Annotated in this window: 17 protein-coding genes and 2 tRNA genes; 10 read left to right on the forward strand and 9 right to left on the reverse strand. The window is 64.9% G+C overall.

Going from position 1 to position 14,255, the window contains the following annotated elements; genetic code table 11:
• Nucleotides 1-31 precede the first annotated feature (31 nt).
• The gene (gene aspS / locus SCA01S_RS08655) at nt 32-1,813 is read right to left on the reverse strand and encodes an aspartate--tRNA ligase (RefSeq protein ID WP_062784886.1); all 1,782 of its coding nucleotides are present in this window, start codon (nt 1,811-1,813) and stop codon (nt 32-34) included.
• A 181-nt stretch (nt 1,814-1,994) separates the two neighbouring features.
• On the opposite strand from aspS, the gene rnd reads away from it, so the two are divergent.
• Genes rnd through SCA01S_RS08670 form a run of 3 tightly spaced genes read left to right on the forward strand, consistent with a single transcriptional unit; the run spans nt 1,995 to nt 4,725 of the window.
• Nucleotides 1,995-3,230, forward strand: a complete 1,236-nt coding sequence (gene rnd, locus SCA01S_RS08660; protein WP_062784888.1) for a ribonuclease D — start codon at nt 1,995-1,997, stop codon at nt 3,228-3,230.
• Complete coding sequence (locus tag SCA01S_RS08665; RefSeq protein ID WP_022675704.1) at nt 3,227-4,123, forward strand: hydrogen peroxide-inducible genes activator; 897 nt, start codon at nt 3,227-3,229, stop codon at nt 4,121-4,123. Before rnd ends, SCA01S_RS08665 begins: the two co-directional genes overlap by 4 nt.
• A complete protein-coding gene (locus tag SCA01S_RS08670) occupies nt 4,120-4,725 on the forward strand; it encodes a YitT family protein (RefSeq protein ID WP_062784890.1) in 606 nt (201 codons plus the stop codon). Before SCA01S_RS08665 ends, SCA01S_RS08670 begins: the two co-directional genes overlap by 4 nt.
• A gap of 76 nt (nt 4,726-4,801) precedes the next feature.
• Here SCA01S_RS08670 and SCA01S_RS22165 read toward each other — a convergent pair whose 3' ends face one another.
• Entirely contained in the window at nt 4,802-5,152 is a 351-nt protein-coding gene (locus tag SCA01S_RS22165; protein ID WP_157088908.1) for a hypothetical protein, read from the reverse strand.
• Between the two features lie 68 nt (nt 5,153-5,220).
• Nucleotides 5,221-5,814 carry a CDP-diacylglycerol--glycerol-3-phosphate 3-phosphatidyltransferase gene (pgsA, locus tag SCA01S_RS08675; protein ID WP_062784892.1) on the reverse strand — a complete coding sequence of 198 codons (594 nt, stop codon included), beginning with the start codon at nt 5,812-5,814 and terminating at the stop codon, nt 5,221-5,223.
• Between the two features lie 238 nt (nt 5,815-6,052).
• On the opposite strand from pgsA, the gene SCA01S_RS08680 reads away from it, so the two are divergent.
• A complete protein-coding gene (locus tag SCA01S_RS08680) occupies nt 6,053-7,471 on the forward strand; it encodes an MFS transporter (protein ID WP_062784894.1) in 1,419 nt (472 codons plus the stop codon).
• Nucleotides 7,472-7,496: 25 nt separating this feature from the next.
• On the opposite strand, the gene SCA01S_RS08685 is transcribed toward SCA01S_RS08680, so the two are convergent.
• From SCA01S_RS08685 to SCA01S_RS08695, 3 genes are all read right to left on the reverse strand, one after another.
• Nucleotides 7,497-7,745 (reverse strand): hypothetical protein, encoded by a 249-nt coding sequence (locus SCA01S_RS08685; RefSeq protein ID WP_062784896.1) that lies wholly within the window; start codon nt 7,743-7,745, stop codon nt 7,497-7,499.
• A gap of 185 nt (nt 7,746-7,930) precedes the next feature.
• The gene (locus tag SCA01S_RS08690) at nt 7,931-8,113 is read right to left on the reverse strand and encodes a CsbD family protein (protein ID WP_062784898.1); all 183 of its coding nucleotides are present in this window, start codon (nt 8,111-8,113) and stop codon (nt 7,931-7,933) included.
• A gap of 174 nt (nt 8,114-8,287) precedes the next feature.
• The gene (locus SCA01S_RS08695; RefSeq protein WP_062784900.1) at nt 8,288-8,722 is read right to left on the reverse strand and encodes an EVE domain-containing protein; all 435 of its coding nucleotides are present in this window, start codon (nt 8,720-8,722) and stop codon (nt 8,288-8,290) included.
• 63 nt (nt 8,723-8,785) lie between these two features.
• Between SCA01S_RS08695 and SCA01S_RS08700 the strand changes: the two genes are divergently transcribed.
• Together SCA01S_RS08700 and SCA01S_RS08705 are read left to right on the forward strand one after the other, a co-directional pair.
• Entirely contained in the window at nt 8,786-9,721 is a 936-nt protein-coding gene (locus SCA01S_RS08700; RefSeq protein WP_062784902.1) for an isopenicillin N synthase family dioxygenase, read from the forward strand.
• Between the two features lie 74 nt (nt 9,722-9,795).
• A complete protein-coding gene (locus tag SCA01S_RS08705; RefSeq protein ID WP_062784904.1) occupies nt 9,796-10,362 on the forward strand; it encodes a carboxymuconolactone decarboxylase family protein in 567 nt (188 codons plus the stop codon).
• A gap of 56 nt (nt 10,363-10,418) precedes the next feature.
• On the opposite strand, the gene SCA01S_RS08710 is transcribed toward SCA01S_RS08705, so the two are convergent.
• From SCA01S_RS08710 to SCA01S_RS08720, 3 genes are all read right to left on the reverse strand, one after another.
• A tRNA-Ala gene (locus SCA01S_RS08710) sits at nt 10,419-10,494 on the reverse strand.
• 67 nt (nt 10,495-10,561) lie between these two features.
• A tRNA-Ala gene (locus SCA01S_RS08715) sits at nt 10,562-10,637 on the reverse strand.
• Nucleotides 10,638-10,824: 187 nt separating this feature from the next.
• Complete coding sequence (locus SCA01S_RS08720) at nt 10,825-11,142, reverse strand: TIGR02300 family protein (protein ID WP_022675695.1); 318 nt, start codon at nt 11,140-11,142, stop codon at nt 10,825-10,827.
• 220 nt (nt 11,143-11,362) lie between these two features.
• Here SCA01S_RS08720 and aroA point away from each other — a divergent pair, with 220 nt between their 5' ends.
• From aroA to SCA01S_RS22675, 4 genes are all read left to right on the forward strand, one after another.
• The gene (gene aroA / locus SCA01S_RS08725; RefSeq protein WP_174544792.1) at nt 11,363-12,688 is read left to right on the forward strand and encodes a 3-phosphoshikimate 1-carboxyvinyltransferase; all 1,326 of its coding nucleotides are present in this window, start codon (nt 11,363-11,365) and stop codon (nt 12,686-12,688) included.
• Complete coding sequence (locus tag SCA01S_RS08730) at nt 12,685-12,960, forward strand: CBU_0592 family membrane protein (RefSeq protein ID WP_022675693.1); 276 nt, start codon at nt 12,685-12,687, stop codon at nt 12,958-12,960. The genes aroA and SCA01S_RS08730 overlap by 4 nt, the downstream gene beginning before the upstream one ends.
• Nucleotides 12,957-13,583, forward strand: coding sequence for a (d)CMP kinase (locus SCA01S_RS08735; protein ID WP_054132739.1), 627 nt, complete (start codon nt 12,957-12,959; stop codon nt 13,581-13,583). Before SCA01S_RS08730 ends, SCA01S_RS08735 begins: the two co-directional genes overlap by 4 nt.
• Before the next feature lie 99 nt (nt 13,584-13,682).
• Nucleotides 13,683-14,108, forward strand: a complete 426-nt coding sequence (locus SCA01S_RS22675) for a PilZ domain-containing protein (RefSeq protein ID WP_174544789.1) — start codon at nt 13,683-13,685, stop codon at nt 14,106-14,108.
• The last annotated feature ends 147 nt before the right edge of the window (nt 14,109-14,255 follow it).

The raw sequence follows: 14,255 nt of genomic DNA on the forward strand, positions 1-14,255 counted from the left end.
GACACAAGCGCCGGTCGGAATGCGGTGCCGCTCAGCCCTTGGGCTGTTCGACAACGCGAATGTTGAGCTCGCGCAACTGCTTGTGCTCGGCTGGCGAGGGCGCCCCCATCAGCAGGTCTTCGGCCCGCTGGTTCATCGGGAACAGCGTGATCTCGCGCAGGTTCTGCGCCCCGCACAGCAGCATGACAATGCGGTCGACACCAGCGGCCATGCCGCCGTGGGGCGGCGCGCCATACTGGAACGCACGATAGAGGCCGCCAAAGCGCTCTTCCACGTCAGCCTTGGTCAGGCCCACGATTTCGAACGCCTTGACCATGGTTTCGGGCGACTGGTTGCGGATCGAGCCCGAGGCGATTTCATAGCCGTTGCAGACCAGATCGTACTGGAACGCCTTGATCGTCAGCGGGTCCTGGTTGGTCAGCGCGTCCATCCCGCCCTGCGGCATGGAGAACGGGTTGTGGCTGAATTCCACCTTCTTGTTGTCTTCATCCCATTCATAGAACGGGAAATCGACGATCCAGCACAGCTTGTAGGTGCCTTCTTCGACCAGGCCAAGCTGCGCGGCCACGCGGTTGCGAGCCAGGCCCGCCAGCTTGGCGGCCTGATCGGCCTTGCCAGCGGCAAAGAACAGCCCGTCGTTTTCGCCCAGGCCCAGCTCGGCATAGAGCGCGGCCATGCCTTCGGCGCCGTGATTCTTGGCAATCGGCCCGCCAAACTCGCCGCCCTTGCGGGTGACATAGCCCAGGCCAGCATGGCCTTCGGCGCGGGCCCAGTCGTTCATTTCGTCAAAGAACTTGCGGCTCTTGTCTGCGGTGTTCGGCGCCGGAATGGCGCGGACGACGCCGCCGGTGCCGACGATCTTTTCAAACAGGCCAAAGCCGGACTGGGTGAAGTGGTGCGAAACGTCGGTGATCAGCAGCGGGTTGCGCAGGTCCGGCTTGTCAGACCCGTACTTGAGGATCGCCTCGTCATAGGGAATGCGCGGGAACTGGCCAATCGGCGTCACCGGCTTGCCTTCGGCAAAGGCCTCGAACACGCCGCCGATCACCGGCTCCATCGTTTCCCAGACTTCTTCCTGGGTCACAAAGCTCATTTCCAGGTCGAGCTGGTAGAATTCGCCCGGCAGGCGATCGGCGCGCGGATCTTCGTCGCGGAAGCACGGCGCGATCTGGAAATAGCGGTCGAACCCGGCCACCATCAGCAGCTGCTTGTACTGCTGCGGCGCCTGCGGCAACGCATAGAACTTGCCGGCGTGGATGCGGCTCGGCACCAGGAAGTCGCGCGCGCCTTCCGGGCTCGATGCCGTCAGGATCGGCGTGGAATATTCGGTGAAGCCCGCGCCTTCCATGCGGCGGCGCATGTCGGAGATGATTCGCGTGCGCGTCACGATGTTGGCGTGCAGGGTTTCGCGGCGCAGATCGAGGAAGCGATAGCGCAGGCGGATATCCTCGGGATATTCCTGCTCGCCGGCCACCGGCATGGGCAGCTCTTCTGCCGCCGAAAGCACCGTCGCCACCTTGGCGAACACTTCGATCGCGCCCGTCGCCAGGTTGGCGTTGACGGTCGCTTCGTTGCGGGCCTTGACCACGCCTTCGATCGTCACAACGCTTTCCACGCGCACGGATTCGAGCAGCGGCAGCGCCGGGCTGTCGCTATCTGCCACGATCTGGGTGATCCCGTAGTGATCGCGCAAATCGACGAACAGCACGCCGCCATGGTCGCGCTTGCGATGCACCCAGCCCGAAAGGCGAACATTTTCGCCGACATGCTCGCGCGAGAGGGCGCCGCAGGTGTGGGAACGGTAAGGATGCATCGAAACTCTTTCCAATCGGTCTGCAATAAGGCAGGTGAGACAGGCTTAAATGTCAGGCGCGGCCAAGAGGCGATGGCCACGCTTTTGTCAAGCCGCCGCTCCCGGACGGGGGCACCACCGGCCCCATGCCGCCACGGGTGTTTGGCACCCAGGTGCGGTTCGGGCCATACAGAAAAGAACGATGAAGATACATCCGCTGATTACCACGACCGCCGCGCTTGCCGATCTGTGCGAGCGGCTGGCCAAGTCAGACTTCGTCACGGTCGACACCGAATTCATGCGCGAGAACACCTATTGGCCGGAATTGTGCCTGGTGCAGATCGCCAATGAAGAGGAAGCTGCGGCGATCGATCCGCTGGCGCCGGGGATCGACCTGTCGCCCATGCTCGATCTGCTGGTGGACAACGAAGACGTGCTCAAGGTCTTCCACGCCGGCGGGCAGGATGTTGAAATCATTTACAATCTCTCGGGCCGCACGCCGCACCCGATCTTTGACACGCAGATCGCCATGATGGCCCTCTCGCAAAGCGAGCAGATCGGCTATTCGAACCTGGTGGAAGCGTGGCTGGGCCTGTCGATCGACAAGGGCGCCCGCTTTACCGACTGGTCGCGCCGCCCGCTGACCGAACGCCAGATCGAATATGCGATCGGCGACGTGACCCACCTTTCCAAGATTTTTCCGCGCATGCTCAAGCGCCTGATCAAGACGGGGCGCGGCGAGTGGCTGGATATCGAGATGGAAAAGCTGGCCGACCCGGAAAACTATCGCAACGACCCGGGCAAGGTGTGGGAAAAGATTCGCCCGCCCAGCCGCAATCCCGCCGTGCTTGGCCGGTTGCGCGCGATTGCCGCCTGGCGCGAGGCCGAGGCAATGGACAAGAATATCCCGCGCGGGCGCATCATGCGCGATGAAACCCTGGCCGACATTGCCAGCCACCCGCCGCGCGAACAGCACGACCTGGCCAAAGTGCGCGGCCTGTCCACCGGATGGAAGGATAACGATATCGGACGCCGCCTGATGCAGACGCTGGCCGATGCCAAGCCGTTGACCGAGGCGGAAATGCCCCCGCGCGCGCCGCGCGGTGCCCCGCTGGGCAAGGAAGGCGCGCTGGTGGCCGACCTGCTCAAGCTGCTGCTCAAGATCCGCAGCCGCGAAATCGACGTGGCTTCGCGCCTTTTGGCGCGCAGCGATGATCTGGAGGCACTGGCCGCCGGGCAGCGCAAGGGCTTGGCCCTGCTGGAAACCTGGCGCTACGAACAGTTCGGCCGCGATGCGCTGGAACTGGTGGAAGGGCGCCTGGCCTTTGCCGTGGTCAACGGCAAGCTCAAGATGGCGCACATCGACCAGATCGGCAACAACGGCCCGGCCAAGGCAACGCCAGCCGAACCCGAAGCTGACGAGCCGACCGGGGAATGAGCACCTACCTGCCCACGCTCAAGCAGCTGCAATACCTCGTCGCGCTGCATGAACATGGCCACTTCGGCAAAGCCGCCGATTCGTGCTTCGTCTCGCAGTCAACGCTGTCGGCTGGGCTGCGCGAACTCGAATCGCTCCTGGGCGTAACGCTGGTGGAGCGCACGCGCCGTGTCGTGCGGTTCACCCCGCTGGGCAACCAGGTGGTGGCCAAGGCGCACCGCCTGCTGCGCGAAGCGGAGGAACTGTCCGAACTGGTGCAATCGCATGGCGTGCCGCTGGCCGGCGAGCTGCGCATGAGCGTGATCCCCACGATCGCGCCGTTCCTGCTGCCGCGCATCTTGCCGCGCCTGCGCCAGGAACGCCCGCAATTGAAGCTGTTCCTGCGCGAGGAGCCCAGCGCCGCCGCGATCGAATCGCTGCACCATGGCCGCGCCGATTGCGTGCTGCTGGCCCTGCCCTTTGCCACCGGCGAGGTGGACGTGGCGCCGCTGTTCAAGGACCGGCTCTATGTGGCGTTCCCGCAGGACGATCCGCGCAACCCGCCCGAATCGGTGCCACCCGCGCTGATCGATGAAACCCGCCTGCTGCTGCTGGAAGACGGGCACTGCTTGAAAGAGCATGCCCTGGCCGCCTGCAACCGGCCGGAGCTGCGCGCCAGCGCCACGATGATCGGCACCAGCCTGCACACTCTGGTGCAGATGGTGGACAATGGCCTGGGGTTGACCATGCTGCCCGAAATGGCGGTGGACGCCGGCATCCTCAACGACACCCATATCGTTGCCCGCCCGCTGCAATCCGATCACGCCTATCGCGAAATCGCCCTGGTGTGGCGCAAGAATTCGCCCCGCGCCGACGAGTTTCGCCTGCTGGCAGAGGAATTGCGCACACCATGAAGGTGCAGCGCCACAACGCGCTGGAAGATCTCTATGGGGTTGCGACCGGGTGCCTTCTGCTGGCGCTGGGCCTGTACCTGCTGCACCAGGCGCGGTTGATCACCGGGGGCATGGCCGGCCTTGCCCTGCTGCTGTCCTATATTGCGCCATATTCGCCCGGCACGCTGTTTGCCGCGCTCAACCTGCCAATCTTCCTGATCTTCTGGCGCAGCCAGGGCACGCGCTACACGCTGCGCAGCCTGGTCGCGACGCTGGCCATTACCGGCCTGGTCACGCTGGTGGCCAAAGGCCTGGTGCTGACGTCAGCCAGCCCGGCCGCCGCCGCTGTGATCGGCGGCACGGTGATGGGTATGGGCCTTTTGGCAGTGACGCGCCACGGCACCGCCGTGGGCGGATCGAGCGTGATCGCCCGCTGGCTCAGCCGCAAAAAGGGCTGGAGCTTTGGCCGCCTGCTGATGATCACCGACGCCACGATCATCGCCACCTCGGCCCTAGTGCTCGGCCCCGAACGCGCGATCTGGTCGCTGGCCAGCGCGGTCTGCGCCAACCTGATGATCATGACTTGGCACCGGCCCGATCGCTATCTGGCGGAGAGTTTGTGAGGGCGCTGACAGATCTAGCGCATTGGCGGTGGTGGATTCTGGATAACTCGCGAAAGTCTGCATCGCTGCATGCAGGCTACCGCGCTTGGAAGCACCCGTAGCTTAAAGCCTTCTCGTAAGACTCACGGCCAAATCCGGGAAAGCCTGCTTCAAGGCGCTTAACGCAATCCTCGTGCGTGAAGCGTCCTGCAAGATAGGCTTTCCCCAGATCATAAGTCGAATTCAGCAGTTTCGTAGCCGTGGAAAGAGCGGCAGCCGCTTCGGATTCATCGAATATGTCTGCTAGAAGCGCTTGGTCTATATGCGGATATGTGGACATAACAGTATTATGATAGACGAGGATGAAAGCAGCATCGAGCAACGCCGCATTGCGTATTCTGGCTATCGCGCCGTCGCGCTCTCGCAATGCGTAATCCGATTCGCTCATAGCCCGGCTTCAGTACGTTCGAGGATTTTGGACCAGTCTCTGATTGGGCGTGAAATCTAACGCGTTACTCAATCCATATGCTTCAAGCCCACCCGCAGGTAATCCCAGCCGGTGATCACGGTCAGCCCGGCCGCGCCCCACAGCGTGGCGAGGCCCACCGTATGCGGCACGTTGATGACGATGCCTTGGAGCGTAAGCGTCCACCACGGCGTGGCGCAGCCCAGGATCAGCGCGCCGAGCGAAATCATCTGAAACGTGGTCTTCCACTTGGCGAGCTTGGACACCGGCACCGAAACCTGGATGCCGCCCAGAAACTCGCGCAGGCCCGACACCGCGATCTCGCGCAGCAGAATCACCAGGCCGGCGATCACGTGCATGTCCCCGACATAGGGGCCGGTCAGCACGCCTTGTGCGGTCAGCACCAGGATCACGGCGGCCACCATGATCTTGTCGGCAATCGGATCGAGGAACACGCCCAGCTTGGACACCGTGCCCTGCGCCCGCGCCAGATAGCCGTCGAAATAATCGGTCACGCCCATCAGGCAGTACATGGCAAAACCCAGGGCATAGCCAGTGGGCCAGCCCGGCCACCACAGCAGGGCAACCAGCAAGGGCACGGCAACGATGCGCGAAAGGGTGAGGATGTTGGGCAGCGTGAGCATGTCTTTTCCGCAATAAGGCGGCCGGGGCCAACATGGAAACGGTTTGTGCACGAAGGGCCTGCCATCGTGTTCGGGCGGTGCCTTTGCCCCCGCCCACCTTGCCGTGTGCCCTGGGGCCACCCATGTAAGACGGGCTGCGGGTTAAATCTTGTGGCGCCCACCGCTTGCCCCTTGCCCACCCGGCGTGGCGCGCTAAGGCAGGCGGAACAGAGACCAGGGATGCCCGGCACCGCTTAGAATGACAACTACAACGCATCTCCTTCGCGCCCGTCGCTTCCTGCCATTGTTCGTCACCCAGTTGCTGGGCGCGTTCAACGACAATCTGTTCAAGAATGCCATGGTGCTGTTCGTGGTGTTCAACGTGTACAATTCGGAAAAAGCCGAAGCGCATTTTTCCGGCATGGCGACGGCCCTGTTCATCATTCCCTTCGTGGCGCTGTCTGCCCTGTCGGGCCAATTGGCCGACATGCGCGACAAGGCACGCATCATCCGCATCGTCAAAACCTGCGAGATCGGGATCATGACCGTCGGCGCCACCGGCCTGCTGCTGGCGTGGAAGGGCTTCCATGTCGAAGGGCTGGCCATCCCGCTGATGCTGCTGGCGCTGTTCGCCATGGGCGTGCATTCCACCTTCTTCGGCCCGATCAAATACGCCATCCTGCCCCAGCATCTTCATGCCGATGAAGTGCTGGCCGGCACTGGCCTGGTCGAAGCGGGCACCTACATGGCGATCCTGGCCGGCACGATCGTGGCCGGCTATATCTCTGCGCCGGCAGCGGCAGTGACAGTGGTCGTCACCGCGCTGATCGGCTTTTTCGCCGGCCGCAGCGTGCCCCCCGCCCCGCCCGAACAGCCGAACGAGCCGCTCGCCCTGCCGCTGCTGCGTCCGTTCCTGGCGCGCCCGTGCAATGTGGTGCGCGCGCTGGGCCTCGTGCCGGTGGTAGTGGCCGATCAGGTGGTCTCGCTCTATCGCCTGGTCCATTCCACCACACGCCATCCGCGGGTGTTCCTGGCTATTGCGGCGATCAGCTTCTTCTGGGCCGTGGGCGCGATCCTGTTCGTGCAGTTCCCGCCGCTGGCCAAGAACGTGCTGGGTTGCAGCAAGGAAGTGGCCAGCCTGTTCCTGGTGATCTTCTCGGTCGGCATCGCGATCGGCTCGGTCTCGATCAACCGCCTGCTAAAGGGCACGGTTTCGGCGCGCTATGCGCCGATCTGCGTGGTCGGAACGGCGCTGTTCGTCGTTGGCTTCCACTTCGTCTGCGCGGCCTGGCCGGTGCCAGCACAGCGCGGCCTGCTCAACCTGACGGCCTTCATCACCGCGCCGCTGGCCGTGCCGCTGATCGGTACGCTCTTGGGCATTGCCATCACCGGGGGCATGTTCATCGTGCCGCTCTATGCCTTTCTCACCACCGTGGTGGAAAAGTGCGAGGCAGCGCGCACGATCGCGGCCAACAACATCGTCAATTCCGGCGCGATGCTGGCCGGCTCGCTCTTGGCCATGGGCCTGACGGCGGCCGGCATGCGCATTGTCGACCAGTTGCTGCTGACCGGCATTCTCTGCCTGTTTTCAGCTTGGCTCGGCTGGCTGCTCTATCGCGCCGAAGTGGCCCACCTGGGTGCGCAGGAAACCCACACGTTTGACGAGATGGCGGGTTAATAGCTCCCGCTGCTCGCCCCGGCGATCAGCTCATGAAGGCCATGATCGCCATGAAGCAGGCGCAGTAGGCCATCAGGAATTCCTTCACGTCCTGCACGGTGATGCGCTTCCAGTTCATCGGCTGGGAGCGCAGCGCGGCGCGTGCCATGGCCGCCTGCACTTCCGGCTCGAACACCGGCATCGGCAGCAGCACGCGGCGCGGCAGGGTGGCGCGGAACGGGTGGCCGGGTGCCTGGGCGCCAGGGCCATCGGGGTGGGGCGTGGATTCGAGCATGGCTATCCGCTTTAACGCGAATTTAACCATGATGGCACCGGCGCAGTCGCCGCCAATTCGGCGGCGTTCCGTCATGGGACAGGCCGCACAATCACCCGCCCAAAACAAAGCGGGCCGCCCTGGGAAAAGGGCGGCCCGCCAGACCATTACAGGTCAGACCATTCAGGGACTGTCAGCAGCGTCGATCAGATATCGTCGCCCAGCGCGCCCTTGACCTTGCCGGCGGCCTGCTGGGTCTTGCCCTTGGCCTGCTGCGCCAGGCCTTCGGCCTGAAGCTTGCCGTTGTCGGTCATCTTGCCGGCGGCTTCCTTGATGTTGCCAACCGCTTCGTTGGTCAGACCCTTGGCGCGATCCTTGAGCTCACCCATGGCGTATCTCCTTGAAAAGGTGGGGTGGATGCGGCCGTGAGAGGGGGAAGCCGGCCGCATCCTTCGAAAGCAACTACGCCTTGGGCGCGGCTTTGGTTCCAACCTGTGAGACGAACGGTTGAGCGACCGGCCCAAAGGGCAGCATGGCCAACAATGAGCGGCGGGCGGCCGTGGTCAGACCGTGCCGCCGGCCATCGCCAGGATATGATCCCATTCGGCGGGGCGCACTGCCGAGACCGACAAACGCGACAGGCGCAGCAATTCCATGTCAGCCAGATCGGGCGTGGCCTTGATCGTCTTGAGGCTGACCGGGCGCACCAGCTTGGCCACGGGCTTGACCTTCACCGCTGCCCACTTGCCGTCGGGATCGGTAGGGTCGGTCAGGCCCGGCACGCTGATCGTTGCAATGCCAACTATTTCCTTGCCGATGTTGGAGTGATAGAAGAACGTAAGGTCGCCTTCCTTCATCGTCCGCAGGTTACGCGCCGCCAAATGGTTGCGCACGCCATCCCAGGTGCCCTCGCCTTCGCTGACCAGGTCGTCCCAGCTATATACGTCGGGTTCGGACTTCATCAGCCAAAGCTGGGTATCGGCACTGATCTGAATCATGGAAACCTTGCGGACTATGGGGATAGAGGCGCGCCCATACCGCATTTTCCCCCGGGGAGCCAAATGAACCTCGATACTCTACCCGTCCTGTCCCTGGCTGCCGATCCGGCAGAACTTTCCCACGATATCGGTGCCAGTTTCCAGCAATTCGGCTTTGCCATGGTCAAGGACCACGGCCTTGACGCCGATCTGGTGGCGCGCGCCTGGGCGCAGACCCAGGCCTTCTTTGCCCTGCCCGATGCGCAAAAGCGCGCCTATGCGGTTCCCGGCATCGGCGGCGCGCGCGGCTATACGCCGTTCCGCACCGAGATCGCCAAGGGCGCCAAGGTCAGCGACCTGAAGGAATTCTGGCATGTTGGCCGCGATCTGCCCGTTGGCCATCCCCTGGCCGGGGCGATGCCGCCCAATGTCTGGCCGGCCGAGATCGCGGGTTTCCACGAAACCTTCACCACGCTTTACGCCGCTTTCGACCAAGTCGGCGCGCGCATTCTCTCGCGCATCGCGGTGTGGCTGGGGCTGGACGAGCACTGGTTCGATCCGGCCATTGCCGATGGCAATTCGGTGCTGCGCCTGCTGCATTATCCGCCGGTGCCCGGCGCCCCGGACGGCGCGATCCGCGCCGGCGCGCACGAGGATATCAATCTCATCACCCTGCTGCTCGGCGCCGAGGAAGCGGGCCTGGAACTGCTGGCGCGCGATGGCCGCTGGATCGAGGTTTCGCCCCCGCCCGGCGCGCTGGTGGTCAACATCGGCGACATGCTGCAGCGCCTGACCAACCACGTCCTACCATCAACCACCCACCGCGTGCGCAATCCCGATGGCGCGCGGGCCGGCTACAGCCGTTATTCGATGCCGTTCTTCCTGCACCTGCGCAGCGACTTCCCGTTCCACACCCTGCCGCAGTGCATCACGGCGGAAAATCCCGACCGCTATCCCGTCTCCATCACGGCTGACGATTACCTGCAGGAACGCCTGCGCGAAATCGGCCTGAAAATGTAAACGCGGGCGGAACCGGCAGGCCATGGGCGGATTGCAGGCACGGGACCTGTTGCACCGCACAAAAAGGAGCGCCCATGCGCCTGCCGCTCATTCCGCCGTCACAGCTGACCGACGAACAGAAGCCGCTTTACGAGGCGATGCGTGAAGGCATTGCCAGCAACTTCAACGCCTTCAAGGTGATCGACGAATCCGGCGCCCTGATGGGGCCGTGGAACCCGTGGCTGCATTCGCCGCAAATCGGCAAGGCGATCTGGGATCTGACCCTGGCGCTGACGGCCAAGGCCACCGTGCCCGATCGCGTGCGCCAGATCGTGATCCTGACCGTGGGCGCGCGCTATGACGCCGCCTATGAAATCTATGCCCACGTCGCCGTGGCGGAAAAGGAAGGGATGAGCGCGCAGCGCCTGGCCACCCTCACCGCCGATCTCAAGCCGGCCGACCTGGCCGAGGACGAAAGCGTGGCTTTCGACCTTGCCTATGCCCTCTCGCGCGGGGGTGTGCTGCCCGAGCCGGTCTATGCCCTGGCCAAGCAGACGTTCGGCCAGGCCGGCGTCGAGGAACTGATCTTCCTGGTCGGCCTCTATGCCCTGGTGTCGGTCACACTCAATGGCTTCAACGTGCCGGTGCCCGAACGCGAATGACCTGCGCCCCGAAACGCAAAAAGCCCCGCGGCTTGCGGGGCTTTTTGGAAGGGAACTGGTGGAGCCGAGGGGGATCGAACCCCTGACCTCTACAATGCCATTGTAGCGCTCTCCCAGCTGAGCTACGGCCCCACACGTTCCAGGCATATATCGTCCACAAGGAACGAAGCACCCTGGAAAACCAGGGTTTTTCGCAGACTGGTGGAGCCGAGGGGGATCGAACCCCTGACCTCTACAATGCCATTGTAGCGCTCTCCCAGCTGAGCTACGGCCCCGAAAGTCTGCCAGAATGCCCTGGGAGGCACCCTGCCCTGCGGTCACACCAGAAGGTGATCATCGCCGGGAGCCGCGCCTCTAAGGGAGAGGGTGGCGGCTGGCAAGAGGCTTTTTTGCGCCTCTCGCCAATTTTACCGGCCTGCCGGAAAATGTCCTGTGGACATCCCCCGGCCCGGCCGGAAACCCTTAGTTATCGTCGTCCTCGCCCTCGTGGGCGCCCACGCCGAGATCATCGTCGCCACCCAGGTCGACGTCGTTGTCGGGCGAATCGCCGTCCTCGTCGATGTCCAGATCCTCTTCGGCGAGATCGACGTCGGCGTCGGCCTCGACCTTCTCCTTCTGGATCTCTTCATAGGGGATCGGCTGCTTGGACTTGAGCACCGGCTCAGGATGCCAGGAATACTTGCATTCCACGCACGTGACCGGGTCGGCATTGCCGAGGTCGTAAAAGCGGGTGCCGCACTTCGGACAGCTATGCTTGGCGCCCCATTCAGGCTTGACCATGAATAATCCTCGAAAAGCTCGCCCGCTGCCGTTGCGGCGCGGACCGGAACCAAAAAAACGTCTTGGGGGCGCGTTACCCGGAAATCAAGCGTGCGCACGACAGACTGCGGCGCGCGCCTTGCCATAGTGGCCGCGCGCTGTCAAAAGCCGCGCGTTTTTGCCGCCCTTTTGCCATTCTGGAAAGACCGAGCCCGTGAGCAGCCATTCCGATCCCGCCCTGATGCGCCCCCGCCGCTTTTCTGCCCAGGGGCCTCTCAAGGGCCGGATTCGCGTGCCGGGTGACAAGTCGATCAGCCACCGCTCGATCATGCTGGGCGCGCTCGCCGTGGGCGAAACCCGCGTCACCGGGCTGCTCGAAGGCGAAGACGTGCTTTCGACGGCCGCGGCCATGCGCGCCATGGGCGCCACGATCGAACGCCAGGCCAACGGCGATTGGCTGGTCGCGGGCGTTGGCGTGGGCGGGCTGCTGCAACCGGCCGGCGCGCTCGACATGGGCAATTCGGGCACCTCCACCCGCCTGCTGATGGGGCTGGTCGCCAGCCACCCGATCACCGCCTGCTTCGTGGGCGATGGCAGCCTGTCCAAGCGACCGATGGGCCGGGTGATCGATCCGCTCAGCCAGGTCGGCGCGCGCTTCACCGCCTATCCCGGCGGGCGCCTGCCACTGATCGTGGAAGGCGCGGCCACGCCGGTGCCGCTGACCTATCGCCTGCCGGTCGCCTCGGCCCAGGTGAAAAGCGCGGTGCTGCTCGCCGGGCTCAACACCCCGGGCATTACCACGGTGATCGAACCGGTGCCCACGCGCGACCATTCCGAGCGCATGCTCAAGGGCTTTGGCGCTGATCTCTCGGTCGAGATCGATAGCGATGGCACGCGCGTGATCCGCCTGGTGGGTGAGGCCGAGCTCAAGCCGCAGACGATCACCGTGCCGGGCGATCCCTCGTCGGCCGCGTTCTTTGTCGTGGCCGCGCTGATCGTGCCGGGATCTGATCTGGTGATCGAGAATGTCGGCCTCAATCCCACCCGCGCCGCGCTGTTCGACGTGCTGCGCCTGATGGGCGGCAGCATCGAGGAAATCGATCGCCGCGACGTGGGCGGAGAGCCGGTGGCCGATCTGCGCGTGCGCGCCTCTGCCCTCACCGGCATCGATGTCGATCCCGCCGTGGTGCCCAGCATGGTCGATGAATTCCCCGTGCTGTTCGTCGCCGCCGCCCATGCCCAGGGCCGCACGATCACGCGCGGGCTGGAAGAGCTGCGCGTCAAGGAATCCGATCGCATCACGGTCATGCGCGTGGCGCTGGAACTGGCCGGCGCGCGGGTCACCGAAACCGAAGACGGCATGATCATCGATGGCACCGGCGGCACCCCGCTGCCCGGCACGCCGGCTGACGCCAGCGTGGCCACGCACCTCGATCACCGCATTGCCATGTCGATGGCGGTGGCCGGCCTGGCGAGCGCCAATGGCGTGGGCATCGACGATACCCGCCCGATCGCCACGAGCTTCCCGGTGTTCGAACAGTTGATCGCCACGGCCACCGCCGCATGACGCTATCGCCGCTTTTCGCCAACATCTGCGGCTTCATCGGCATGGCCTGCATCATCCTGGCCTATGGCTATACCACCCGCGAGGGCGCGCATGGCCGGCGGCCCAATCCGTTCGTGCAGCACGGCACCAATCTGGCCGGTGCCGCGCTGCTGACCGTGTCGCTGATGGTCAACCTCAACCCCGCCTCGCTGGTGCTGGAAGGGTTCTGGTCGGCTATCGCGCTGTGGGGCCTGGGCAAGGCACTGCACGACAGAAGGAACAAGGCGCGATGATCATCGCCATCGATGGCCCCACTGCATCGGGCAAGGGCACGATCGCCCGCGCGCTGGCCGCCCATTTCGGGCTGCCGCATCTCGATACCGGGCTGCTCTATCGCGCGGTCGGCCGCCAGGTGGCGCTGCAGGGCGGCAACCCCGATGATCCGGCTGACGCGCTGGCCGCCACGGCCTTTCCCGAAAGCCTGCTGGCCGATCCCGATCTGCGCTCGGAAGCGACCGGAGGCCTGGCCAGCCGCGTCTCGATCCACCCGGCGGTGCGCGCTGCCTTGCTGGAGCGGCAGCAGGCCTTTGCCAACCAGCCGGGCGGCGCGGTGCTCGATGGGCGGGACATCGCCACGGTGATTGCCCCGCACGCCGATGCCAAGCTTTACGTGACCGCCAGCGTGGCCTCGCGCGCGCTGCGCCGCTGGGCGGAAATGACCGGCCAGGGCCGCACCGTCTCCCGCGAAGAGATCGAGGCAGACCTGGCCGCGCGCGACGCCCGCGATGCCGGCCGTGCCACGGCGCCGCTGCGCCAGGCACCGGGGGCAGCCTTGCTCGATACCTCGGCCCTGGGGCGCGAAGCCGCCGTGGCGGCCGCCATTGCGCTGGTGGAAAAGCAGCTCGCCGCGCGCTGATCCTTGCGCGGTTCGCAAGGTAATCTGCGCGGGCCGCTGAAACCTGCCCGGCATCCGCCGTTCTTCCCGGTCAAAGGCATTTGGCCAGTGGAGAACACCATGTTTCGCAAGCAGGAATTGGATGCAACCGGCCCGCGCGAAGGCGGCCCCGGCATGCCGCCCACGCCCGGCGCGAACAGCGCAGAGGCGCGCCGCTTCCCCCGCATCGGCGTGGAACTGCCCGTGCGCGTCAAGCATGGGCTGGTGCGGGCTACCGTCATGCTCAAGGATCTGACGCCCTATGGCGCGCGGATCGAGGGACTCGAAAAGCAGCGCATCGGTGAGCCGATCATGCTGATGCTACCTGGCCTCAAGCCCAAGCTGGCGTTCATCGCCTGGTCCGAGCCGATGACCTCGGGCCTGGAGTTCGATCATCCGCTGCATGAAGACGTGTTCGCCACGCTGATCAGCGATTTTGCCGTGGGCCATCACCGCCGCATGGCGCTGGGCCGCCCGGCCAAGCCCAGCATCCGCGACGCCGCCTGACCCTTGGCGCGCAAAGCCCCGATGCCTGCCCTAATTGCCCCGCAAGACCGGCAATTGGCCGCAGCGCGCGGCTTGGCCATGGACGCGGGCGCGCGGCGGGGTTACGGGGCTGGCCATGCGCCCTGCCCCGCCGCCCGCTGACCTGAA

It is taken from the genome of Novosphingobium capsulatum NBRC 12533 (assembly GCF_001598375.1).
Taxonomy (GTDB): domain Bacteria; phylum Pseudomonadota; class Alphaproteobacteria; order Sphingomonadales; family Sphingomonadaceae; genus Novosphingobium; species Novosphingobium capsulatum.